14 protein-coding genes are annotated in these 23,230 nt (G+C 71.5%); 6 read left to right on the plus strand and 8 right to left on the minus strand.

The features are described from left to right. Positions 1-183: 183 nt before the first annotated feature. Positions 184-1,206: a DMT family transporter gene (locus tag ABZU74_RS32915; protein WP_355432325.1), complete on the minus strand. Its 1,023-nt coding sequence runs from the start codon at positions 1,204-1,206 to the stop codon at positions 184-186. A 131-nt stretch (positions 1,207-1,337) separates the two neighbouring features. Between ABZU74_RS32915 and ABZU74_RS32920 the strand changes: the two genes are divergently transcribed. Further along, a complete protein-coding gene (locus tag ABZU74_RS32920) occupies positions 1,338-3,008 on the plus strand; it encodes a DUF885 domain-containing protein (protein WP_355432328.1) in 1,671 nt (556 codons plus the stop codon). A 122-nt stretch (positions 3,009-3,130) separates the two neighbouring features. Here ABZU74_RS32920 and ABZU74_RS32925 read toward each other — a convergent pair whose 3' ends face one another. The 3 genes from ABZU74_RS32925 to ABZU74_RS32935 all read right to left on the minus strand — a co-directional run bounded on the left by ABZU74_RS32925 (position 3,131) and on the right by ABZU74_RS32935 (position 6,952). Continuing rightward, complete coding sequence (locus ABZU74_RS32925) at positions 3,131-4,657, minus strand: DUF6114 domain-containing protein (RefSeq protein WP_355432330.1); 1,527 nt, start codon at positions 4,655-4,657, stop codon at positions 3,131-3,133. 77 nt (positions 4,658-4,734) lie between these two features. Continuing rightward, positions 4,735-5,358: a DUF6230 family protein gene (locus ABZU74_RS32930; RefSeq protein ID WP_355432333.1), complete on the minus strand. Its 624-nt coding sequence runs from the start codon at positions 5,356-5,358 to the stop codon at positions 4,735-4,737. Positions 5,359-5,752: 394 nt separating this feature from the next. Beyond that, positions 5,753-6,952 carry a DUF3068 domain-containing protein gene (locus tag ABZU74_RS32935; protein ID WP_355432336.1) on the minus strand — a complete coding sequence of 400 codons (1,200 nt, stop codon included), beginning with the start codon at positions 6,950-6,952 and terminating at the stop codon, positions 5,753-5,755. Positions 6,953-7,063: 111 nt separating this feature from the next. Here ABZU74_RS32935 and ABZU74_RS32940 point away from each other — a divergent pair, with 111 nt between their 5' ends. Both ABZU74_RS32940 and ABZU74_RS32945 read left to right on the plus strand, forming a co-directional pair. After that, complete coding sequence (locus tag ABZU74_RS32940; RefSeq protein WP_355432339.1) at positions 7,064-8,329, plus strand: acyltransferase; 1,266 nt, start codon at positions 7,064-7,066, stop codon at positions 8,327-8,329. 109 nt (positions 8,330-8,438) lie between these two features. Further along, entirely contained in the window at positions 8,439-9,617 is a 1,179-nt protein-coding gene (locus tag ABZU74_RS32945; protein ID WP_355432362.1) for a glycosyltransferase family 4 protein, read from the plus strand. Here ABZU74_RS32945 and ABZU74_RS32950 read toward each other — a convergent pair. From ABZU74_RS32950 to ABZU74_RS32960, 3 genes are read right to left on the minus strand one after another with little or no spacing between them, the layout of a single operon-like run. After that, a complete protein-coding gene (locus ABZU74_RS32950) occupies positions 9,602-9,796 on the minus strand; it encodes a hypothetical protein (RefSeq protein WP_355432343.1) in 195 nt (64 codons plus the stop codon). The two genes, ABZU74_RS32945 and ABZU74_RS32950, sit on opposite strands and share 16 nt — an antisense overlap. Before the next feature lie 35 nt (positions 9,797-9,831). Then, positions 9,832-11,571, minus strand: coding sequence for a hypothetical protein (locus ABZU74_RS32955; protein ID WP_355432347.1), 1,740 nt, complete (start codon positions 11,569-11,571; stop codon positions 9,832-9,834). Next, positions 11,572-13,455, minus strand: a complete 1,884-nt coding sequence (locus ABZU74_RS32960) for a hypothetical protein (protein WP_355432350.1) — start codon at positions 13,453-13,455, stop codon at positions 11,572-11,574. A 161-nt stretch (positions 13,456-13,616) separates the two neighbouring features. On the opposite strand from ABZU74_RS32960, the gene ABZU74_RS32965 reads away from it, so the two are divergent. Next, positions 13,617-18,026: an alpha-(1->3)-arabinofuranosyltransferase gene (locus tag ABZU74_RS32965; protein WP_355432352.1), complete on the plus strand. Its 4,410-nt coding sequence runs from the start codon at positions 13,617-13,619 to the stop codon at positions 18,024-18,026. A 44-nt stretch (positions 18,027-18,070) separates the two neighbouring features. Beyond that, positions 18,071-19,264: a polysaccharide biosynthesis protein gene (locus ABZU74_RS32970; protein ID WP_355432365.1), complete on the plus strand. Its 1,194-nt coding sequence runs from the start codon at positions 18,071-18,073 to the stop codon at positions 19,262-19,264. Here the strand turns inward: ABZU74_RS32970 and nudC are convergent. Next, positions 19,261-20,178 (minus strand): NAD(+) diphosphatase, encoded by a 918-nt coding sequence (gene nudC / locus ABZU74_RS32975; protein WP_355432355.1) that lies wholly within the window; start codon positions 20,176-20,178, stop codon positions 19,261-19,263. The genes ABZU74_RS32970 and nudC overlap by 4 nt on opposite strands. Before the next feature lie 182 nt (positions 20,179-20,360). Between nudC and ABZU74_RS32980 the strand changes: the two genes are divergently transcribed. Continuing rightward, a complete protein-coding gene (locus ABZU74_RS32980) occupies positions 20,361-22,181 on the plus strand; it encodes a VanW family protein (protein WP_355432358.1) in 1,821 nt (606 codons plus the stop codon). Positions 22,182-23,230: the final 1,049 nt, after the last annotated feature.

A 23,230-nucleotide genomic window follows, 5' to 3' on the forward strand; every position in this document is an offset into this window, starting at 1 on the left:
GTCGGCGGCCCGTCGGCGGCCCGTCGGCGGCCCGTCGGCGGCCCGTCGGCGGCCCGTCGGCGGCCCGTCGGCGGCCCGTCGGCGGCCCGTCGGCGCTGATCCACTCGTGTTCCTGGAAATCGGGGCGTCCCGGTCCGCCGGACACCCCGATTTTCAGGAAGCCGAGTCGATCAGGTGGCCGTGTCAGCGGCGGGCGGGTTCGGCAGCCGGCGCGGCGGGTTCGGCGGCGGGTGCGGCGGGTTCGGCGGCGGGTGCGGCGGGTGCGGCGACCCCGACGACCGGGCTGCTCCGGCGGCGACTGAACATCCCCTGCGAGACCGCGACCCCGAGCAGCACGATCAGCGCGCCGACCGGTTGGTGCCAGTTGGGCCGTTCGTCGAGCGCCAGAGCACCGATCAGCACCGCGAAGATCGGGATCAGATACGTGACGGTGGACGCGGTGGACGCCCCGGCCACCCGGATGTTGCGCATGTTGATCACGAACGCGAGCCCGGTGCCGAGCGCGCCGAGGGTCAGCACACTCGCCACCACTCCCGCCGACAACTCGGTGGGCAGCGGCGGCAGGCCGGCGACGAACGGGGTGACGATTGCCAGCTGCACGGCGGCGAGCAGCAGTTGCGCCGTGGAGAGCGACAGCCCCGAGTACGCGCTGCCGGCGACGAACCGCTTCTGGTAAGGGATGGCCATGCCGTAGCAGGCCGCCGCACCGAAGCACATGAGCTGGCCGGTGAAGTGCGCCCCGCCGACGCCCTCCCAGACCCCGAGCACCACAAGCACCCCCACGAAGCCGAGCCCGAGCCCGACAGCACGGCGCACTGTGAGCCGCTCGGTGCGGAAGACCAGCACCGCCAGCGGCAACACGATCAACGGCGTGGTGGCGTTCCAGATGCCGGCCAGCATCGACTCGACCCGCTGCTCGCCGTAGCCGAAGAGGGTGAACGGCACGGCCACGCCGAAGGCGGCGACAACTGTCAGGTGCGCCCAGACCCGGGGCTCGCGGGGCAGCCGGTCGCGCAGCACGGCGAGGACCACGAGCAGGGTCAACGCGCCGGCGACGACCCGGTAGAGGGTGAGTTGGACCGGGTGCAGCTCGGCCACCCCGACCTTGATGAAGAGGAAGCTGGAACCCCAGATCGCGGCGAGGGCGACGAAGCCGGGCAGCCAGGCGCGGACCGGCGCTTTGTCAGGAGTGGTATCAGTGGTCACCCCTGACACTCTGCCGCAATCGTGCGACAAAGTCGCGGCGCCTTTCGGCCGTCACGCCGTGCCTGAACCCGCAGCTCGAACACGACAAACGTCGGCGACACCGGGGTGGGGTGGTCCCGTAGGGTCGCAGCGTGGGACGAATTGATGAACTCGCCAACCGCTACGTGGCCGAGTGGGCGCCGTTGAGCCCCACCGGCGCGACATTCGTCGGCATCGCCGGCCATGACGACCAGCTCGACGACCTTTCGCCAGATGGTTATGCAGCGCGCGCGGACCTCACCCGCCGCACGCTCGCCCAGCTTGAGGTGACCGAGCCGGAGACCGAATCGGAACGGACCGCCAAGGAGGCAATGCAGGAACGGCTCGGCCTGGACCTCGCCAGGTACGACGCCGGCGAGGTGACCAGCGAGGTCAGCGTGATCAGCAGCGGGCTGCACGAGATTCGCATGGTGTTCGACCTGATGCCGACCGCGACCAGCGACGATCAGGCCAACATCGCCGCCCGGCTCAACGGCTTCGGCGCCGCGCTGGAGGGCTACAAGACCACGCTGCGGGAGGCGCTCGCCGCCGGTCAGGTCAGCTCGAAGGTGCAGCTGGTCGAGGTAGCCAAGCAGTGCGACATCTGGGTCGACCCGGCCGGCGACAACTTCTTCCACGGGCTGGTCGAGCGGCTGGGGGCGGAGGGCACGGTCGGCTCGGAGCTGCGTCGGGGTGCTGCGGCGGCGACAGCGGCGACAGCGGAGTTCGGCCAGTTCCTGCGTACCGAGCTGGCCCCGCACGGGCGGGACAAGCAGGCCGCCGGCCGGGAACGCTACGAGCTCGCCTCCCAGTACTTCCTCGGTGCGAAAATCGACCTGGACGAGACGTACGCCTGGGGCTTCGCTGAGCTGGCCCGCCTGGAGGCGGAGATGCGGGTCGTGGCGGGGCGCATCGCCGGCTCCGGCGCCACCGTCGACGAGGCCGTGACCGCGTTGGACGCCGACCCGGCCCGGACCATCCGGGGCAAGGAGGCATTCCGGGACTGGATGCAGGCGCTGGCCGACAAGGCGATCACCGAACTGCACGGCACCCACTTCGACATCCCGGAGCAGGTCCGGCGGATCGAGTGCTGCCTCGCACCGACCAGCGACGGCGCCATCTACTACACCGGCCCGAGTGAGGACTTCTCCCGCCCGGGTCGGATGTGGTGGGCGGTGCCGCAGGGCATCAGCGACTTCTCCACCTGGCGTGAGGTGACCACTGTCTTCCACGAGGGCGTGCCAGGTCACCATCTCCAGGTGGCGCAGACCGCCGTCCGGGCCGACCTGCTCAACCGCTGGCAGCGGCTGCTCTGCTGGGTCTCCGGGCACGGCGAGGGCTGGGCGCTCTACTCGGAGCGGCTGATGGACGAGCTGGGTTACCTGGAGGACCCGGGCGACAAGCTGGGCATGCTCGACGGCCAGGCGATGCGCGCGGCACGGGTGATCGTGGACATCGGCATGCACCTGGAGCTGGAGATCCCGAAGGACAATCCCTTCGGTTTCCATCCGGGCGAGCGGTGGACACCCGAACTGGGCTGGGAGTTCATGCGGGCGCACTGCCGGGTTCCGGACGAGAACCTGCGCTTCGAGCTGAACCGCTACCTGGGTTGGCCGGGGCAGGCGCCGTCGTACAAGGTGGGTGAGCGAATCTGGCTCCAGGCCCGCGAGGACGCCAAGGCCCGCAAGGGCGCCGATTTCGACCTGCGGGAGTTCCACCGGCAGGCGTTGGACCTGGGCGCGCTGGGCCTCGACCCGCTGCGCCGGGCGCTGGCCCGGCTCTGACCGGGTACGGCTGCGCGCGCCGCCGGTACGACGAGTCCGTCGCCGCGCGCAGCCACGCCCCGAGCCGAGGCCGCTCGCGCAGACCTGGCGCTCCACCCGAGGCCACTCGCGCGGCTGTGCGCTCAGCCGAGGGTGAGCGCCAACGCCGGGCGGGCGGTCAGCGTGTCGCTGGTGACGTACGCCAGGTCGATGGTGGGGTCGGTGAACGTGATCGGGATCGGCGAGGTGATCGGCAGGCCGTCCGGTAGCGGCAGGTCCGGAGTCAGCGTGATCTTGATGCCGAGCAGTCGGCCGACGAACCGGGTCGCGTAGAAGGCCACGTCTCCGCGGACGGTCAGCTGGTTTGTCGCGTACCGCTGGTTGCGCCCTGCCGGGCCGTCGGCCCGCAGCAGGAAGTCGTTGGTCACCGCCTCCCGCATGCTGAACTTCAGCACCTTGAGGTCGCCCGTCACTGTGTGCAGGTCGGTGACCCCGTCGAACCGCAGCCCGGTCATCCGCACCGACGACCCGGTCAGCTTCGAGGGCGTCTGCGCCACCGTCGGCAGTGCCGGGTCGGCGGCGATCCGCGGCAGGAGCTTGCCCGGCTGCACCGTTCCCGGCTTGCCGGGTGCCGGCGTGCCGGGCTTGCCCGGGGTCGGCTTGCCCGGTGGCTGCGACGGGCAGTCGGTGGGTCCGGGGCGGGGCGTCGCCGTGCTTGTCGGCCGGGCCGTCGGCGTGGCGGTGGGGGGCACCGAGGGCGCGGGGTCCTCTTGGCCGCCAACGCCGAGCAGGTCGCCGATTCCGTCCAGGATGTCGGTGATCACGTTGCCGCCCCGTGCCGGGCTCGGGGTGGGCGTCGGCGTGGCCGCGCTGCGACCGGGCGACGGTGTGACGGCCCGGGGCGGGGTGGGGCAGCCGGTTGAGGTTGGTCGGCTTGGTGCGGCCTGCACCGCTCGGGGCTGGCTGGCCAGCCCGACGGCCGCCAGGCCGAGGACCACGAGAGCGACGGCGAAGGCTCGCGGGTCAGCGGAACGTCCCGGCCATTCCGGCGGCGCACCCTCGTCGGACGCCCCGACGCCAAGGTGATCGACCCGCTCGACGCCAGCCTCCCCGACCCCGCCCTGCCGGACACCGCCCTGGTCCACACCGCCCTGGTCCACACCGCCCTGGTCCACACCACCCTGATCGACACCAGCCAGGCCAACATTGGCCAGGCCAACGCCACCCAGGTCATCGCCGTCCTGCTCGGCCTTGGCCTGTCGCGGGATGGGTGGCGTGGGGTGGATCGGCGTCCAGGCGAACGCGAGCGCGCTGCCGACGATGCCGAGCAGCAGACCGACGAAGAAGCCGCCGAGGTTGAGCCCGATCAGCGAGTAGACAGCGGTGACCGCCGCGACGACCGAGTAGAACAGCCGCTGTGCCGGGGTGAACCAGAGCAGCAGGCCACAGGTCACCAGGATGATCGGGATCAGCAGCGAGAGCAGGCCGGTCGCGCCACTGTGGAAGCTGAGACCGTTGAGGGTCATCCGGGTGGAGGCGAACATCTCCAGCCCGGCCAGGGCGATGAGCAGTCCGCCCCAGAACGGCCGGCTGCGCTGCCAGCGGCGGAAGAGCCGCCACGCCTGAGCCGGACCACTGGACCGGGCGTGGGACGGGTTCGCGGTTGTCACGTACTCCTCCTGGCCGAGCGGGGACGGGAACATGGGCCCGGGCCCGCGGTGCTGACCACCGCGGGCCGGGGCTCACCTCAGAAGCACTCCTTGCCCTTGGCATCGTCACCGACGTTGACCTTGAGTCGGAGGCCGACCAGGTTGAACGTGGCCGCCGTGGTGTAGCGGGACACCTGTTGCAGGTTGGTGATGGTGACGTGGTCGGAGTTCTGGCCGAACGAGCCGGCCTGGGCGGTCGGGTTCAGGTCGGTGGCGTCCCGACCGATCCTGATGTTGGTGAAGGTCGCGTTGCCGTTCAACGAGTCCATCGCAATCAGCAGGTCCTTGGCGCGGGCGGGTTCCTTGCCTTCACCGGCGTTGATGGTGAGCACCACCGGCAGACCCGGCAGGTCAGCGCGGACGGACTGGCAGAGGCTGTAGAGCTCGGCGCTGCTGATCTCGGAGAGCGCGACCGGGTGGACCTCGCCGGATTTGCCGTCCTTGCCCTTCTCGCGGACGATGCCGCCGTACTGCTTGAAACCGTCACCCTCCAGGCGGTCGGCGCCGATTTTGAACGTCTGCCCGGAGACCGTGACGTCGGACGCGATCGCGCCTGTCGACATTCCGAAAAGGATGGCGCCGGCAGCCGCCGTGGCGGGCACCATCAGGGCGGCGAAACGCCACCATCGGGTACGACCCTGACTGTCTAACCGATCCTGCACGGGGTCCTCCTCGGGTCGTTGCGCGCGAGTGGCCGGTCCCGAACGGGCGGCCCGCACCGGGAGCCCGCGGTCTGTTACCGGCTGGTAACCATCGGGCTTGATGGTGCACCCGTTGCGGCGCAGGTCACAACCCCCTGATTACCGGGTGGTAACAGTCGGGCGACCCGGCGGAGGTGCGGCATCACGGATCGTCAACACATTCGTCGTCACATCCCTCCGAAATGCCACCAAGACGGGCGCAGTGCGGCGGAGGTATCAGCGCAGCGTGACACTGCATTGACTAATTACAATCGAGTAACAAATGTAAAGCGCGCAGGTGGCGCGGGTTTCACAGGACCGAGGGGTGGACCGCGTCGCGGTCCACCCCTCGGTCGTACATCCGGTAGTACGCGCGTCAGCGCTGCTCCACCTCGCCCGGCGCCGGGCGCTGGGTCGGCACCGTCGGGTCCTCCGACTTCCAGTTCGTCGAAGCCGGCGGGATCTCGTCGGTCAGTGGCCCGCCAACCGGCTGCGGCCGGGGCTGCTCGACGGTGTCCGTGTCGCGGACCGGCTCCTGGTCCACCCGGGTGGGCGTCGGGTCGGCGACCGCCGGCTCAGCGCGGTGCCGGGCCGTCCCACCCTCGGGTCGGGTCACCAGCCACACACCGAAGACGACAGCGAGCAGACCGAGGACACCAGCGACGATCGGGCCCCAGAAACTGATCAGGCCGATCTTGAAGCGGTTGTCCTTGACCGTCTCGACACTGCGGCTGACCGTGTCGTCGGTGTAGTTGAAGTCCGCGTCCAGCAGCACCGTGGGGGTGCCGGTGTCGGGGCGCAACTCCTTGTGCTGCTGCTCCCGCACGTTCACGTAGGAGCCGGTGACCGGGTCGACCCAGACCGTCCGGATGTTGCTGTAGACGATCTGGCCGCTGGTGGCACCCGGAGCGAACTTGCCGATCAACGTCTGGAGGCTGCTCTCCGGCGTGGCCAGCACCTCGTTCTCGATCCGCTGCTCGAAGCGGTACGCCTCGATGCCCTTGATCTTTTCGGTGCCGACGAACTTCGCCGGCGTGGCCCGCTTCAGATCACGGTCGAAAATCTGGTAGTCGCGCTTGGCGGTGCCGAACGGGAACTTGTAGATCTGGCCGGAGTACTTCACGTTGCCGACCGGAGTCCCGTCCGCCCCGGTCTCGTTGAGCCACTGCTCCTTCCACGAAGCAGCCGCACCGGAGACCCGGTCGAGAGCGAGTTCGGTGCTGTACTGGCTGACCACCACCTCCGGGCTGTCGGTTCGCCGGACGGTCTGGTAGACGTCCCAGATCACCGCCTCACCCTTGAGGTCCTTGGGCAGCCGGTCCCTGGTGTCGTCAGGCTGCGGAATGACCTCGACATTGGACGTGAGGTCGCCCTGCTGGACCTCGATGGTCGCCGAATCTCCGACGCGGGTGATCTTCAGGAACTTGGCGTTCTTCGCCTCAGCGACAGACGTCGTCGGCTCAAGATCATAGGGGAGCTTGGTCACGGCGGGGGCCACATAAAACGGCAGCCCGGCCGCGAAGACCAGCAATAAGACGCCAAGCCCGAAGAGCGCGGCGCCCACGCGAAGCTTCACTCATCCTCCTGTAACCTGCCGCCCTACGACCTGTTGTCCGGGGCACCCGATCCTTAACATGGCGGGAGGTTACTCCCCGGTCACCTTCAAAGCGACCCCCTGGATGTCCAGATGTCCACAGCCGCCGCGCCAACAGTTTCGGAGCCTTCGGTAACCGGCCGACTTCCCGCCCTCGACGCGCTGCGAGCAATCGGCGCGGTGGCGGTCGTCGGTCACCACGTCGGGTTCCAGACCGCCGTCACCATGAACACCGCCTGGGGCGGCTGGCTGGCTCGGCTGGACGTCGGCGTCGCCATCTTCTTCGTACTGTCCGGGTTTCTGCTGTTCCGGCCGTGGGCGCTCAACGCGGCGACGGGCCGGGCCCGGCCCCGGGCCAAGCGCTACCTGTGGCGGCGAGCCCTGCGCATCCTGCCCGCCTACTGGCTGGCGATCGTGGTCTGCCTGATCGTCCTGCCACAGAACGGGCAGGCGTCCGTCGGCGACTGGATCCGCCACCTCACCTTCACCCAGATCTACCAGCCGGGGCAGTTGCGCGCCGGGCTCAGCCAGACCTGGAGTCTCGCCACCGAGGTCGTGTTCTACCTGCTCCTGCCGCTGATCGCGGTGCTCGCCGTCGGCCGATCCTGGCGTCCTGTCCGGACCATCGTGATCGTCAGCGGAAGTGCGCTGCTGACCGCGGGGTGGCTCATCCTGATGGGGCTCGGCCGGCTCGACGCCGCCCTGCACACCATGTGGTTCCCCTCGTACGCCGCCTGGTTCGGCGCGGGCATGGCGCTGGCGGCGGCAAACGTCGCCCTGCGCACCGGGACCGCGCCCGCGGCCTTCCGGGTTCTGGACGACCTGGCCTCCGCGCCGGTCACCTGCTGGGCCGCCGCCGTCGGCCTGATGGCGATCGCGACGACGCCCGTCGCCGGACCCCGCGACCTCACCGAGCCGACGGCCGCCGAGTTCGGCGTCAAGCTGGCCCTGTACCTGGTGATCGCGGCGCTGATCCTGATCCCGGTGGCCTTCGGCGGACCGAGCCGGGCCAAGGAGGTCTTCGGCAGCTCGTCCGCCCGGTGGCTCGGCGCCGTCTCGTACGGGTTGTTCCTGTGGCACCCCATGGTCATCGAACTCATCTACCTGGTCGACGACCGACCGCTCTTCACCGGCGGGCTGCTCAACACCTTCGCTTTCACCATGGTCTTCGGCCTGGTGTACGCGGCGGTCAGCTACTACGGAGTCGAGCGGCCGCTGCAACTGCTCGGGTCGCAGGGTCGGCGCCGACCGACCGGGCGTGGGCAGCCATCCGGGACCCCCGCCACCGACGTGGCCGCACCGGCCACCACACCGCCGACCGTCGCGGCTGGCACGCCGCTGCCAACGGTCGGCGGGTAGCGCCCAGCGCTGGCCCATCGGGGCATTGCCGGCCGGCACACCAGCCCCTAATGTGACGCGGGTCGCTAAATTACTTGAGAGTAGGGTTCGCGTGGAGCGTCGCTTCGGCATGCCCGGACACGTGTTGTTCCTCAACTGGCGAGACACCCGCAACCCCGAGGGTGGCGGTTCCGAGGTGTACGTCGAGCGGATCGCCGCCGAGCTGGTGGCGCGCGGTTTCCGCGCCACTCTCTTCTGCGCCGGCCACAGCCAGGCCCCCGCCGACGAGGTCAACGAGGCGGGCGTACGGCTGGTGCGGCGCGGCGGTCGACACACCGTCTACCTCTGGGCGGCTTTCTGTTACGTAGCGGGTGCGCTGGGCATCGGCCCGCTCGCGGCCCGCCGAGGCGGCCGCCCCGATGTCCTTGTCGACGTCTGCAACGGGTTGCCGTTCCTCGCCCCGCTGTGGGCCCGACGCCCGGTGGTCAAACTGATCCACCACGTGCACCGCGAGCAGTGGCCGGTGGTGCTTCCACAGTGGGCCGCCCGGTTCGGCTGGTGGATCGAGTCGTCGCTCGCCGTACGCCTCTACCAGCGGTGCCGGTACGTCACCGTCTCCGAGGCGACCCGCCGGGAGTTGGCACTGCTCGGCGTGCCACCGGAGCAGGTCTCCGTTGTGCACAACGGCACCCCGACGCTGCCGCACACCGACGTTGAGCGGGCGACGTTCCCGCTGCTCGTGACGCTGAACCGGCTGGTGCCCCACAAGCGGGTGGAGGTGGCGCTGCGGGCCGTCGCGGCCCTCGCCGACGAACTACCCCAACTACGTCTGGTCGTCGCCGGCCAGGGCTGGTGGGAGTCGCACCTGCGGGAACTCGCCGCGGAACTGGACATCACCGAGCGGGTGGACTTCCGAGGCTTCGTGACCGAGGAGGAGAAGGCGGCCCTGCTCGCCTCGGCCTGGGTGGCCCTGACCCCGTCACTCAAGGAGGGCTGGGGGCTGACGATCGTGGAGGCGGGTTCGGCGGGCACCCCGACGGTCGCGTTCCGGGGAGCGGGCGGAGTCGCCGAAGCGGTCGTCGACGGGCGTACCGGCCTGCTGGCCGACGACATCGACGACTACCTGCTGAAGGTGCGCACGCTTCTGCACCGGGATGAGCTGCGGCGGGAGATGGGCGCCCAGGCCCGGGAGCACGCGGCCAGCTTCACCTGGCAGGCCGCGGGCGGACGCTTCGAGGCGATCCTGAAAGGTGTGGAGTCGCCCCGCCCAGTGCAGCAGCGGGGCGAGCCGTCCTACCTGTCGCCGTAAACCGCGGGGGCGTACGGGTCCTTCTTTCCGGCCCGCTTGGCCGCCTCCGAGACCTGCTTGGCCTCCTTGGCGGCCTCCTCGTCGGTGGCGGTCGCGGCGGCCGAGATCCCGCCGAGAGCCAGGATCCCCAGCAACGCCGCCACCAGGCCAGACACGGCCAGGGTCAGAGCTCTACGCATGCCAATCCTCCAATGGCGAGACGTGCGAGCGGACGTTACCACGCGGTAGGTCGCCGGTGTAGTGCCGAAACGGCGGCAGCGATGACCACCAGAAGGGCAGCAGCGAGGGCCGCCACCACCGCCAGTCGGGCCGGCCCCGACGGGCGCGGTGGCAGCACGGTCGCCGGGTTGTGGTACAGCGTCAGGAACGGTCCGTCGTGGACGCGCTCCAGGCCGCCGAGCACCTCAGAGTCCACCTCGCCGGAGACCTCGCGCTGCACCAGGACCCAGCGCACCCCCGTGGTCGAGACCGGTCGCCGCTCGGCCAGCGCCCGGCGCATCTCCCGGACGCGCGGATTCTCGCCGGCCACTGCGACGTTGCCGACCCGAAGCGTGTCGTCGGTCAGGACCGTCCCCGGCAGGTAGCGGGGCGCCGGGTCCAGGACGACCCGGCCGGGGTTCCACGGGTACGCGCGGTAGGCGCTCAGCGGCAACGCGAGGACCTCGCCCGGCTCCTCGTCGATGTGCTCGGCCACCCGCTGCCACTCCGCCGGATAGCTCACCGGACGAAGCCGACCGGCACCACCGAACGCGAGGTCCGGCAGGACCGCCACCGGCAGGAACAGCAGCCCGACCAGGACCACCCCGGCCACCTCCCGGTCGACCCGCGCCACCAGCCGCTCGGCCCCCAACGCCGCGCACACCACCAGCAGCAGGGCGTACGGGGCCAGGAACTTCTGGCCATCTCGCAACAGCCCCGCTCCCGGCAGGTGCACCACCGCCCAGCGCAGCGCGGCATCCCCGCCGGGAAGCACCCCGAGCGCGGCGAGCAGAAACCCGCTCGCGGCGAGCACCGCCAGCCGCGCCGCCCCACCCGAGGGCAGCCGGCGCCGCAGCAGGCCCGTACCGACACCGGCCAGGATCAGCAGCACCACTGTCGCCACCGGCACCAGTGGCGCCGCGCGACTGGCGGGGGTGGCCTGCGCGCTCCAGATGCCGCCGGTGCCGGCCAGCGCCACCAGCGGGCCGGCCCAGTTCTCCGACCGCGCCGCGAACGCCGCCACCCCGGCCGGGTCCGAGGAACCCCCGGCACCGGTGACCAGGGCCGCGACCACCCAGGGGGCATTGAGCACCCCGACCGCGGCCAACGCCTGCCGGGACCGGAACGGATGCATCCGCTGCGACACCAGCAGCGACCGGGGCGCGCGCATCCGGTCCGACGTCAAAACCAGCACCGTGCCCAGCGCGATCAACCCGCCGGTCGGCGTGATGGCCGCGGGAGCGGCGGCGAGCACCACCCGGGGGAGCGCGCCGGCGCGCCCCGCCCGCAGGTCCAGCGCCGCCCGCACCAGCCAGGGCAACGCGGCGTACGCGAGCAACAGCCCCCACTGCCCGATCAGCAACCGCTCGGCGAGGTACGGCGTCCACGCGTACGCCACAGCGGCGAACAGCCGGACCACGCGCCGCTCGGTCGGCACCAACCGGCCGGCGCCGACCGCAGCGAGGAAGACCGCCCCGGCGAGCGCCAGTCGCTGCACCAACCAACCCGGCACGAGCTGGGTGACCAGCGAGACCACTGCGTCCATCGGCACCGCCCGGGGCAGGCTCTGCGCCGGGGCGACTAGATCCCAGGTCAACGGCTGCCGGGGTACGAACACCATGTCGTACAACAACGCGTAGCCGGGTGCCGCCAGCGGGGCCAGCACCAGCACCGTGACCGCCGCCGCGACCGCGTACAGCGGCAGCGTGTCCCGTCCCCGCCGAACCGGTGCGGCCTCCACGGTCGGGTCAACCATTCACGATGCCGGCACCGCCCGGCCGACGGTGATCAGTTCGGTGCACACCCCGACCCCGGGCGTCCGGACGGTGACCTCGACGGCGTCCCCCGCACCCTCCAGCAGGAAGTACAGATCGTTCAGCCCGCGCCGCAGGGTGATCTCGCGGGTGGCGTCCCCGAGCCGGAACAGCGCTGTCGAGTCACCCGAGCTGAGGTAGCCGAAGTGCACCACGTACGGCCACTCCACCAGGTAACCGTCCAGCGGGATCCGAGTGGGTCGACCGCCCTCCGCCAGGTGCCCGCAGCCGTCCACCGGGCCGGGCACGATCTTCCGCCCCTGGACCACTACCGGACGGATCCGGCCGAGGTCGTCGAACGTCGACGGTCGCGCGGCCTCCGTCACGAAGGTGGGGCGACGCTCCGCCGGGCGGAAGAAGTGCGACTGGAGATTGTCCGGCCAGAAGTAGCCGGCGACGACCCGATCCGGGACGGCGGTGTCGAAGAAGACGGTGCCCGGCGGCGCGGCGGCCAACTCCGCCTGCGTCGTCGCGAGATAGTCCCGCCCGTACTTGGTGCTCCAGTTGTCCCCGAAACGGGCAGTGCTCCACAGGGTGCCCACCCCGATGGTCGCCAGAACGACGATCATCGAGACCAGGCCGACCGCGAAGGCGCCCGGCTCCCGCAGCACCGTCGGCACCGGCCACGCCGACACCTCGTCCTCGTCGGTGTCCTTGATCCCCAACAGGGCCGCACCGACACAGATCGCGGCGACCAGCACCACGTCGGCGACGTACCGGGGGACGACGCCGATCAGTGGGCCGAGCGGGCCACCGAGCCGGGTGACAGCGAAGAGCGTGGCGACCAACCCGAGGTAAGAGGTGAGCAGCAGCCAGGCCCGGCCGGCCGACGGACGCCGCCGGACGGTCACCACGACCAGCGTCGCCAGCACCGCCCAGGACAACCACTTGGCGATGTCGTACGGGTCGACGAGCGGAGGGCCGTCGCCGGCGTAGGTCCAACGCCAGGGACCTCCGAGCAGACCCGGCACCATGGTCTCGCCGACCAGGTCACCGAGGAAGTTGAGGACCGGACCGACCGAGGTCGGGTCCCGCAGTTCACCGGAGGGACGGGTCAGGTAGAACGCCAGGTATCCCCCCGACAGCGCGCTGAGCATCAGCCAGGCCGGCCAGTGCCGGCGGACCGCCGTCACGAGACTGCGCCACACGCCACCGGACGTGAAGAGGAAGACGGTCAGCAGGAACAGCAGCGGCACGATCAGCAGGGACTTGGTGTCGAAGAGCAGGCCGAACACCACCCACAGCGCGACCGCCACGAGGTGCCGCAGGCGACCACTCCGCACGTACCGGACCTGGGCCGCCACCGCCATGACCAGGGCCAACTGCATCGGCAGCACGAGCAGCCCGACCAACCACAGCGAGGAGACCTCAAGCGTCAGCGGGCTGAACACGAACAGGCACAGCGGGATGAGCAGGCCCCAACCGGGCCGGAGCAGATCGCGCAGCAGCCGGTAGACGGCGATCCCGGTCGCCGCCTGTCCAACGGCCAGCAGCAACACCCACGGCCAGGTGGCGAAGCCCGCCGCCCGCACCATCGCCCACGCCACCAACAGGCCGCCGGGCATGAGGTGGTTGTTGAACGTACGCAGCAGATAGTCCGCGTCCAGCCCGGCGTCGAGAACCTGGGCGGCGATGACGAACTCGTCCTGCGAGAACCAGCCGCGGGCGGCGAGGCCGGCGCGCCAGGCGACGGACACGGCGATGAGGGCGATCGCCACGGCGCGGACGGGGTCGGCGCGGAGCCATCGGCCGATCGGCCCCGGCCCGTCGCCATCGGACGCGACGCGTTCCGGATGCGTCTCGGCCTCAGCTTCTGGCATTGACATGGTCGGCAGCCTGCCACACGCTTACACGCCGTGGGGACGGCCGTTCTCCCGATAACGCCACCGCAGCGCCCCTGGTCGCCCGTCCGTGCCCGGTCCGGATAACGTCGCGCGACAGTCGTCGGCTGCAGGTGCGCGTCCGGCCGGTGAAGACAGGAGCCGAAATGCGTGCAGAGGTGGCCAGTGGCGCCGCTCCGGGGTCCAGCCGGAGCCGGCACACGGCCCGGCGGTTCCGGCACCTGGTCATCTGCATCGCGCTCACCGCCCTCGCCTTCCAGCAGGCCCCGGGCCAGGTCGTCCCCGACACCAAGGTCGACCTGAACGTCAACCCGGCCGGGTGGCTGCTGCGCTCGCTGCACCTGTGGGACCCCACCGGCACGTTCGGCCAACTACAGAACCAGGCGTACGGCTATCTCTGGCCGATGGGCCCGTTCTTCCTGCTCGGGTCGGAGGCCGGCCTCGCGCCGTGGGTGGTGCAGCGGCTGTGGTGGGCACTGCTCTTCTGCGTCGCCTACCTGGGCGCCGTGCGCCTGGCGGGCCGGCTCGGCATCGGAACGCCGGCCGGGCGCATGATCGCCGGCGTCGCCTTCGCGCTGTCACCCCGCATCCTCACCCAGCTCGGCTGGTCCTCGGTGGAGGCCTGGCCCAGCGCCGTGGCCCCCTGGGTGCTCATTCCGCTCGTCGGTCTCGCCGCCGGCACGCGACTGCGACGCGCCGTCGCCGCGTCGGCCCTCGCCGTCGCCTGCGCCGGCGGCGTCAACGCCACCGCCGTGTTCGCGGTGGTGCCGCTGGCCCTGCTCTGGCTCGCCACCGTCCAGCCCGTACGCCGCCGGATCACCGCCATCGCCGCCTGGTGTGGCGCGGTGGCGCTGGCCACCGCGTGGTGGTTGGTTCCGCTGCTGGTCCTGGGGCGCTACAGCCCGCCCTTCCTGGACTACATCGAGACCGCCCGGAACACCACGAGCGTCACCGACGCGGTGACCACGCTGCGCGGCGCCTCCTACTGGGTCGCCTACCTGGCCTCCCCGTTCGGTTCGACAATCCCGTCCGGGGCGCGACTCGCCAACGAGGCGGTGCTGGTCGCCGCCACCCTGGCGGTCGCCGCCCTCGGTGTGCTCGGGCTGTCCCGACGCGGGATGCCGCACCGCCGGTTCCTGATCACCGGTCTGGTGCTCGGCGTCGCGCTCGTCGGCCTGGGGCACGTCGGCGACCTGCCGAACATCCTCGCCGGGCCACAGCAGGAGTTCCTCGACGGGGTCGGCGCGCCCCTGCGCAACGTGCACAAGTTCGACGTCCTGCTCCGCCTCCCCCTGTGCCTGGGCATGGCGCACCTGATCGGGCTGGCCGTCCGGGCGGCGCGCAGCGCGCCCGCGCGGCACCGTACGCGAACCGTCGCCCGCGCCTGGCTGACGGCCGGGGCCGCCATCGTCGCCGTCACGGCGGTCGCCACGCCCGCCCTCGCGGGCGGTCTCGCCACCCCGGGCAGCGTCAAGGAGGTGCCCGGCTACTGGCACGAAGCCGCCGACTGGCTCGACGCGAACACGGGACGCGGGCGGGTGCTCGTCGTGCCCGGGGCGCGCTTCCCGTCGTACGACTGGGGCAACACCACCGACGAGATCATTCAACCGCTGCTCAACAGCCGGTGGGCGGTACGCAACGCCATCCCCTTCACCCCACCGACCACGATCCGGCTGCTGGACGTGATCGAGTCCACGCTCGCCACCGGCTCCGGGTCGACCGGCCTGGCGGACCTGCTGGCCCGATCCGGGATCAGCCACGTCCTGTTCCGCGCCGACCTCGACCACGGCCGGTCCGACACGGCCCGCCCAGCGGTGGTCCGCCAGGCGCTGGAGCGTTCACCCGGGCTGACCCGCGTCACGTCCTTCGGCCCCCTGCGCGGCGGGCCCTCGTCCCCCGACGAGTTCCGCGACCACGGTCTCGACGTGCCCGTCCGGGCGCTGGAGGTCTACCGGGTCGATCGGCCGGTCGAGCCGGTGGTCGCCTACGACAGAGCCGCCGTGACGACAGTGGTGGGCGGCCCCGAATCCCTCCTCGACCTCGCCGCGGCGGGGCAACTCGGCTCGGCGCCCACCGTCCTGGCCGGCGACGCGTCGACCGCCGGCGTCGCCGGGCCGGTGGCGATGACCGATGGGCTGCGCAGGCGTGACGTGTCGTTCGGCGGGCTGCGCGACAACACCTCCCAGACGCTCACCGCCGACGACACCTTCGAGGTCACCGCGCCCGCCCACGACTACCTGCCCGAGTGGGGGGCGCAGCACTCCACCGTCGCCCGCTTCGAGGGCATCACCGCGATCCGCACCTCCACCGCCCGCTCGCAGGTGGACTCCCCCGGAGGCGCCCGCCCCGAGCACCAGCCGTACGCGGCGATGGACGGCAACCCGGCGACCTCCTGGCAGTCCGCGCCGTACTCGCCCAGCGACCAACAGTGGATCGAGGTGGGCCTCGCCAACCCGACGACTGTCACCCGGGTCGAGGTGTGGTTCGACCTGAAAGCCGACGCCCTGCCCACGACGGTGACCGTCACCGCCGGGTACGAGAGCAGCACAGTCGAACAGTTCAGCGATCACATGGTGTTCGAGCTGCCCGGCGTCCACGCCACCCGCGAGGTCCGGGTCTCGGTCGACGGCGCGTACGACCTGCGCCCGTTCGGAAACGGATCGGTCGGCATCGCCGAGATCAAGATTCCGGGCATCCAGACCAGCCGCACTCTGGTCCTTCCCGCCGCGCCGGTCACCGACCGGCCGGCGACCGTCGTCGTGTCCGCAGCACCCACCACGCCGGCCTGCTTCTCCGTCGACGGGCACCCCCGCTGCTCGACCGACGCCATCCGTGGTTCCGAGGACGGGTCCACCATCGACCGGACCGTGACCCTGCCGGCTGCCGGCGCGTACGACACCAAGCTGTGGGCACGGCCGACGGCCGGCCCTGGCCTGGACAGCGCCCTCGACAAGCTGGTGACCGACGCGCAGCCGCTGCGCCTCGCGGCGCAGATCAGCGCCTCCTCGACGGCCGTGCCCGACCCGACCGGCCGGGCCGGCGCGGCGCTCGACGGGAACCCGGCCACCAGTTGGTCACCAGCGATCGACGACGAGGCACCGATCCTGCGACTCAAGTGGCTCAAGCCGCAGACCATCACCGGACTCCGCTTCTCGGTCGACGACAAAATGGCCGCGACCCGTCTCGGCAGTGTCCGGGTCGTCGGCGACGACGGTTTCCGCAGCAGCCTGCTGGGCGACGACGGGCTGCTCCGCCTGGACCCGCCGATGCGGACCGACGAGATCACCGTCCAGTTCCTCGACAAACCGTCCGCCACCAGCATCGACCCGTACAAGCTGCGGTTGCCGGAGAAGTTGCCCATCGCGGTCGGGGAGGTGACAGTGCTACCCGGAGCGCCCACCGTCGGGCCGAACCTCGACACACAGCTGTCGCTGGCCTGCGGATCGGGGCCGACGCTGCAGGTCGGCGCGGCCCGGGTGACCACCTCGCTGCGCGGCACGCTCCGCGACCTGTTGGAGATGCGCGAGATGCCGGTGACGCTGTGCGGGCGGAACACGCCCCGGCAGCTTGACCTGGGCAGCGGGGAGCACCGCGTCGTCGCCACCCCGAGCCAGCTGGCCGCGCCCACCCGGGTCGCCCTGGTGCCCCGGACGCCTGCCTCGACGACCCCGCCGGCCTCGGCGACCGCCAGTGCCACCGAGATCGAAACGTGGGCAGCCACCGAACGACGGGTACGGGTGGCCAGTCACCCGGTCGACCGGGTGCTCGCCGTGCGGGAGAACACCAACACCGGCTGGCAGGCCACCCTCGGCGGGCAGACGCTGAAACCACTCGTGGTGGACGGATGGCAGCAGGGCTGGATCCTTCCCGCCGGCGCCTCCGGAGAGGTGCTGCTGCGTTTCGCCCCGGACACCCCGTACCGGGCTGGGCTTCTCCTCGGCGGGGTCCTGCTCGCCGTGGTGGTCCTGCTCGCGGTGCTGCCCGCCCGACAGCCCGCGACCGGGCGCACCCCGACGACCGCCGTACCGCGCGGCCGACGCCGGGTCGCCCGCTCGCTGCCGCTGCTGGCCGTCGGGGCGGCAGCGCTGGTGTTGTGGAGTGGCCTCCTCGGCGGTCTGCTGGTCGCGGCGGGGTTCATGCTGGCGGTACCCGGCCCACGCCGCCTGCCCTGGCCGGCCGACCCACGTCGGGCCAGGACGATCAGTCGGGCCGTCGAGACCTGGCTTCCGGGCGCGCTCGTCGTGCTCGCCGGTTGGCTGTACCTCGACTCGACGCGACGGAACACCGACGCGCTCGTGCAACTCACGATCGTCGTTGCCCTGGGCGCCCTCTGGCTCTCCACCGCCGCCCGACGACGCCCGGTACGCCGCGCCACGCCAACCGCCGGGACCCCAGCCGTTCCGGTGGTCGTGGCGGGACCGACGCCGGACACGGCCGAGCAGACCCCGCCGGACACAGACGAGCAGACCCCGCCGGAGACGGCTGAGGGGCCGACGCCGGGCCAGGCGGCGGGGCCAGCCGACGGGCAGCTTCCGACCTTCTCCGAGATCACGTGAGCCTCCGACGACCCGTCCGTCGGGAGGGGACGGCCCAGACGGAGCTGACACGCGGATGGAGTACGGGCCTCGGCGCTGCCGGGGTCAGCGTCACCCTGGCCGGTGTTCTCGTCAACGGCCTGGCCTACCTGGTGCCGGTGCTGGCCGCCCGGCGGCTCGACCCAGCGGACCTCAGCGCGCTCGCCGCGGCCCTCGGCCTGGTGGCCATCGTCAGTGTGCCCGGCCTGGGTCTGCAACTGGCCGTCGCCGTGCACCACGCCCGGCACGGATCCTCCGACACCCGGCGGCTCACCGCGGTCACCGCCGCCGTGTGCGCCGGGACCCTCCTAGCGGCGACGCCACTGCTGGTCGCCGTCCTGAATCTCCCGGTCGAGATGCCCGCGCTGCTGGCGGTCACCGCTGCGGCGATCGTGCTCTCCTCCCGGCCCCTCGGCGAGTTGCAGGGCGGCCAGCGTTTCGTGCGACTCGCCGTCGGGATGGCGCTGCTCGCCGCCGGCCGCTATGGCGGCGTGATCGCCGGGCTGCTGCTCGGCGCGGGACCGACGGGCGCGCTGGCCGTCGGCGCGTTGACCGCGGCGCTCGCCCCGGCGGTGCTGGCCCGACTCGCCCGCGAGCCCGGACGACCGTCCACCGCACCACGGCTGACCGCCGCTCAGGTCGTCGCCGGTTGCGGGGCGACCCTGGCGATGCTCGTCGTCTCCTACGCCGATCTGCTGCTGGCCCGGCAACTGCTGTCCCCGTCGGATTCCGGGGCGTACTCGGTCGGCACCGTCCTGAGCAAGGGCGCGCTCTGGGCGCCGCAGGTCGCCGCCGTCCTCGCCCTACCGCGGCTGGCCCGCGGTGACCGCCGCAGCCGAACGGTTGCGCTGGCGGTGACGGGCGGGTGTGGCGTGGTGCTGGTCCTCGCCTCGACGCTCGCCGGAGGGCTCGCCTTCCGCCTCGCCGGTGGGCCCGACTACGACCACCTCGGCCGGTACGCGCCCCTCTTCGCGGCGGTCGGTGCGCTCTACGCGGTGACGTTCGTGCTGCTCAACGATCGCCTCGCGGCCGGCGCACGGTGGGCGGCGGCACCGCTGTGGGTGGGCGTGGCCGGCCTGGTGGCCGGCACCGCGATCCTCCGACCCCACACTGTCAGTGGTCTTCTCCTCGCGGCCCTGGGCACGGCGGTGGTCACCACCGCGATGATGGCGGTGGCGACCCGTCGCCCCGGTCGGGCACCGGTGGTCGACCCCGGCTAGCTCTCCGCGAGCCAGTCCGCCAGGAGGCGGTGGTCGATCGAGTCCACCCGCCCGAGCGGACGACCCGAGGCAGCGCGCTCCCGCAGCTCCGCCCGGGTGAACCAGCGCGCCTCCAGCAACTCCTCGCCGTCGACGCGTACCTCGTCGGAGGTGGCGGTGGCCCGGAAGCCCACCATCAGGCCGGCGGGGAACGGCCACGCCTGCGACCCCTGGTAGGTCACGTCGGTGACGGTCACGCCCGCCTCCTCGGCCATCTCCCGACGGACCGCGTCCTCCAGGCTCTCGCCGACCTCGACGAAGCCGGCCAGCGTTGAATACGCGTCCTCGGCCGCACCCGCGTGCCGGGCCAGCAGACAGCGCCCCGACCCATCGGGTGCCTCGACCAGCACGATGATCGCCGGCTCGATCCGGGGAAACAGCAGACGTCCACACTCCGCACCGGTGCAGGTCCGCAGATGCCCGCCGCCGCCGGCAACGGCCGCCGCGCCGCACGTCCCGCAGAATCGCTGCTGCCGGTGCCAGTGCAACAAACCCCTGGCGTACGCCTGGACTGCCGCGTCGCCGGGTTCGAGCCGCCCGACCAGTGCCCGCACGTCGACGGACCGCACCGCACCGGCCATCTCGACGGCGGACCGCTCGGGGAGCGCGGAGAGATCCGCGGCGAACACTGCGGTCTCCCCGTCGAGCCCCAGGAAGACGGTCTCGCCGGCGGCGGACCGGACCAGCGCCGCGCGCTCCGCGCTGAGCCGAACCGGCCCGTGGCCGTCGACGAGACAACGGTCCCGCCACATCGGCAGCAGCACGGTGGCCGGCTCGGTGAGCAGCGCGTCCAACCGTGTCGGATCGGTGCGCAACGGGCCCGCCCGGTCCAGCCAACCGCCCCCGTACGCCAACACCCGCTCCGCAGTGTTCACCCGGCCACCGTGCCACGTCGGTGATCGGCCGTCGGCAGCGACCCCGGGTCGGTGCGACACGCCGAACGACACGCGGTAGCAGCGCCTGGTGGGCGCAGCCCACGAGGACGGCCGGGCATTCGTTACCGTAGGTGCCTCCGGGAGGGAGGACCTCCCGCGGCACCCTGGCGATCGAGGTTGCAGTGACGCTGTACGGCGAAAAGAGTCCACCCGCCGACGACCGGCCCACCGTGCAGGTCACTGCGGTCACCTGGCCGGACGACGAATCTGAGCCGGTCACCAGAGCCGCTCCCGACGAGCTGGGCGGTGGCCCGCGCCGTCCGCGGCGGGTGCGGATGCTGCTCGCCGCCGGCATCACCGGCGGCGTCCTCGCCGCCGTGGCGGGTGCCGGTGCCTGGGCGTACGCCGGTGATGTCCCCCGTGGCACCAGCGTGCTCGGCACCGAACTGGGCGGCCGGAGCCGTGCGGACGCCGACCGGGAGTTGCGGGCGGAGCTGGACCGGCGGGCGGCAACGCTCGCCACGCCGCTGAAGGTCACTGTCGACGGGCGTACCGCCGAGATCAACCCGGCCGAGGTGGGGTTGGCCGTCGACGTGCCGGCGACGGTCGCGGCAGCGGCTGAGGCCGACGCGCACCCGGTCAGCCGGTTGGTCGGCTCCCGCACCGTGGAGCCTGTGGTGACCGTCGACGAGGGTCGGTTGGACAACGCGCTCCGCAAGGTGCTCGGCGACAAGACCCAGGGCATGACGATGCCGGCGATCACCTATCAGGGCACCACGCCGAAGGCCGTACAGCCCAAACCCGGCCTGGCTCTGAACCCGCAGCGTTCCGCCGAGGTGGTCCGTGCCGGCTGGTTGGCCGGCGCCCCGGTGACAGTGCCGCTGGTGGAGACCCACCCGGCGACCACCCCGGAGGAGTTGGACCGGATGGTCAGCGAGCTGGCGAAGCCTGCGGTCGCCGCACCGGTCACCCTGCGCACCACAAAGGGCCAGGTGACGATCCCGCCGGCCGCCATCGCGAAGAGCCTGCGGTTCAGCGCCGACAAGGCCGGCAAGCTCACCCCGTCGGTGGACGTCAAGCGGCTGCGGGCGGCGCTCGGCGCCAAGCTGGCGACCATCGAGGTGGCGCCGAAGGACGCCTCGATGACGATTTCCGGTGGCCGGCCCACCGCGAAGGAGGGGCGATCCGGGCAGCAGCTGGACACGGCGGCCCTCAGTCGAGACCTGCTTGCCGTGCTGCCGAAGCCGGACGGCCGCGAGGTGACCGGCGAGTTGAAGCCGACGCCGCCGCAGCTGACCGGGGAGAAACTCGCCGGCCTGGGCATCAAGGAGCGGGTGTCGACCTTCACCACCCGGTTCACCGGCGGCATGGCCTCGTCGCGCAGCCAGAACATCGCGACCATCGCGAGAAAGGTGGACGGCACTGTCGTGCTACCTGGGAAGACGTTCTCGCTCAACGGGCACACCGGCGAGCGCGGCTACGCCCAGGGATACCGGGACGCACCTGTCATCCTCGACGGCAAACTGGTGCCGGGGGTCGGCGGCGGCACCTCGCAGTTCACTACCACGCTGTTCAACGCGACCTACTACGCCGGCTTGGAGGACGTCGAGCACAAGCCGCACTCGTACTGGTTCGACAGGTACCCGGCGGTCATCGAGTCGACCATCTTCTGGCCGAGTCTGGACTTCAAGTTCCGCAACAACACCGAGTACGGCGTGCTCATCGACACGTCGTACACCTCCAGCACGATCACCGTGTCGATCTGGAGCACGAAGATCTACGACAGCGTGAAGACGGAGTACGGGCCGCGCCGCAACATCACGACGCCGAAGCAGATCCATCTGACTCCCGGCCCGTCGTGCATCGAGACCAACGGCATCAACGGCTTCACCCAGGACGCCTTCCGGGTCATCAAGAAGGGCGGCGTGGTGGTCAAGCGGGAGAAGTTCACCTGGCGCTACGACGCGGAGCCCCGCTACGTCTGCGGGCCGAAGACGTCCTGACCTCCCAATCGTCCTGAGGTCGCGTTACCGCCGTCCCCGTTTCGCTTGTCGCCCTGCGGTGGCATTGGCACCGTGCGAGTCTCCTGCACCCGGATCTCAGCCCGGAAGCGGTGCGCGGCGGGGTGCCACATCTCCTCGAACGGGCCCATGACCTCGCCACCGATGCCACGACGACGTACCCGGGACGCAAGCCACCAGAGGGCTCCCAGGACTGCCGCCACGCAGCCGGCGAACACCAGAGATATCAGGACCTTAGCCACAGGCCGAGCCTAGCCGCGGACGCCAGGTCCACCCGGTGAGCGACCGGGAACGTGGTTCCGGGGGTGTCCGACGATCGGGAGAGGCCGGAAACGGGGTCCGCGGGCGGCATGATCGCGCTCCATCCTGGTTGTAGTGGTGTCAGCGCGTCGGTGAGGCCACTACAACCAGGATCGAGCGTGACCTTGGCGGTCCGCGGTGTAGGCCGCCCGTCCCGGCGCCGTCACCCCACCCGCCTCGTCGATGGCGGAATTGTGGTGGGTGACAAAGCGCCGGTCGGACATCCGGACCAGGCGCCACAATTCCTTGATCGACGAAGCCGGACTGTCCCCGCTCCGGCATCTTGCGCCTGTCAGACCGAAGTAGCGTCGCGCTCATGACGACAACTGGGCGGCACGTTCGGCGCGGCGGGGGGCGTCACGTGCACTTCCGGGGCCGGAAGACTCGCTGGTGAGCCGTATACCAAGGAGTCATATTCATACCTCAGAGGTATATCGCTTACCGGAGCGGTTCCGTCGCGCCGGGACTGGCGGCCTATTCCGCGGGACGGTGTGATCGCGCTCGACCCTGGTTGTAGTGGCCTCACTGACGCGCTGACACCACTACAACCAGGATCGAGCGTGACCTTGGCGTCCGTGAACCCGATTCCCGGTCTCTCCCGGTCGTCGGACACCCCCGGAACCCCGTTCCCGGTTACTCCCGGTCGTCGGACACCCCCAGAGCCACGTTCTCGGCCGCTTCCGGGGTGTCAGGCAAACCGGGTCGATAACCGACCCCCTGAGGGGCAGGGG

The organism is Micromonospora sp. NPDC005171 (assembly GCF_040608575.1).
Classification (GTDB): Bacteria; Actinomycetota; Actinomycetes; order Mycobacteriales; family Micromonosporaceae; genus Micromonospora.

Bases quoted from the DNA above. Each gene is read 5' to 3' on its own strand.
- ABZU74_RS32950 (WP_355432343.1), bottom strand. From the start codon at position 9,796: ATGCGTAGAGCTCTGACCCTGGCCGTGTCTGGCCTGGTGGCGGCGTTG.
- ABZU74_RS32965 (WP_355432352.1), top strand. From the start codon at position 13,617: ATGCGTGCAGAGGTGGCCAGTGGCGCCGCTCCGGGGTCCAGCCGGAGC.
- ABZU74_RS32940 (WP_355432339.1), top strand. From the start codon at position 7,064: ATGTCCACAGCCGCCGCGCCAACAGTTTCGGAGCCTTCGGTAACCGGC.
- ABZU74_RS32955 (WP_355432347.1), bottom strand. From the start codon at position 11,571: ATGGTTGACCCGACCGTGGAGGCCGCACCGGTTCGGCGGGGACGGGAC.
- ABZU74_RS32945 (WP_355432362.1), top strand. From the start codon at position 8,439: ATGCCCGGACACGTGTTGTTCCTCAACTGGCGAGACACCCGCAACCCC.
- ABZU74_RS32960 (WP_355432350.1), bottom strand. From the start codon at position 13,455: ATGTCAATGCCAGAAGCTGAGGCCGAGACGCATCCGGAACGCGTCGCG.